The organism is Aquirufa beregesia, from assembly GCF_011090385.1.
GTDB lineage: Bacteria > Bacteroidota > Bacteroidia > Cytophagales > Spirosomataceae > Aquirufa > Aquirufa beregesia.
The window spans coordinates 1-599 of the sequence record NZ_SEWW01000026.1 but is presented as its reverse complement, the minus strand read 5'-3'; the positions used below and the strand labels follow the sequence as shown (position 1 = coordinate 599).

The following is a 599-nucleotide window of genomic DNA, read 5'->3' as shown; positions in this document are numbered from 1 at the left end:
TGTTTTCATTAAACTCGTTCGCTTAATGTTTTTACTCTAAGTGGACAATAAAGGATTCAACGCAGAATGCAATTCCGTTGACCCCTGCTATTAATCTCTGTTATTCAACAGTGTGGAGAATAACGGAACAACATCTAAACCTGACGGCTTTCCGTTGACCCCATTTACTCTGGTGGAGAATAACGGATTCGAACCGTTGACCCCCTGCGTGCAAGGCAGGTGCTCTAGCCAGCTGAGCTAATCCCCCGTTTATTGGCTTTCATCTCCAGCTTGCCCCAACATGAATTTTGTTGGTGGGCCTGCGTGGACTCGAACCACGGACCTCTACATTATCAGTGTAGCGCTCTAACCACCTGAGCTACAAGCCCGCTTGTTTCTTCTCTTTTTCTGTTATACTTACGAAAACCTATCTTGCTAGGTTTTCCTTTAGGCGTGTGATAAAAGTACTCTGGAAGCATATAAGAAACCTTATATACTTAAGTTAAATAGCTTCTCCAGAAAGGAGGTGTTCCAGCCACACCTTCCGGTACGGCTACCTTGTTACGACTTAGCCCCAATTACCTGTTCTACCCTAACTGGCGGTTTAACGGCCAGCTTCA

Annotated in this window: 2 tRNA genes and 1 rRNA gene; all 3 read right to left on the bottom strand. The window is 45.2% G+C overall.

Features of this window, described 5'->3' with window-relative positions:
- Positions 1-170: 170 nt before the first annotated feature.
- A tRNA-Ala gene (locus EWU23_RS13730) sits at positions 171-247 on the bottom strand.
- A gap of 44 nt (positions 248-291) precedes the next feature.
- Positions 292-368, bottom strand: a tRNA-Ile gene (locus EWU23_RS13725).
- 130 nt (positions 369-498) lie between these two features.
- Positions 499-599, bottom strand: a 16S ribosomal RNA gene (locus tag EWU23_RS13720); the annotation flags it as partial.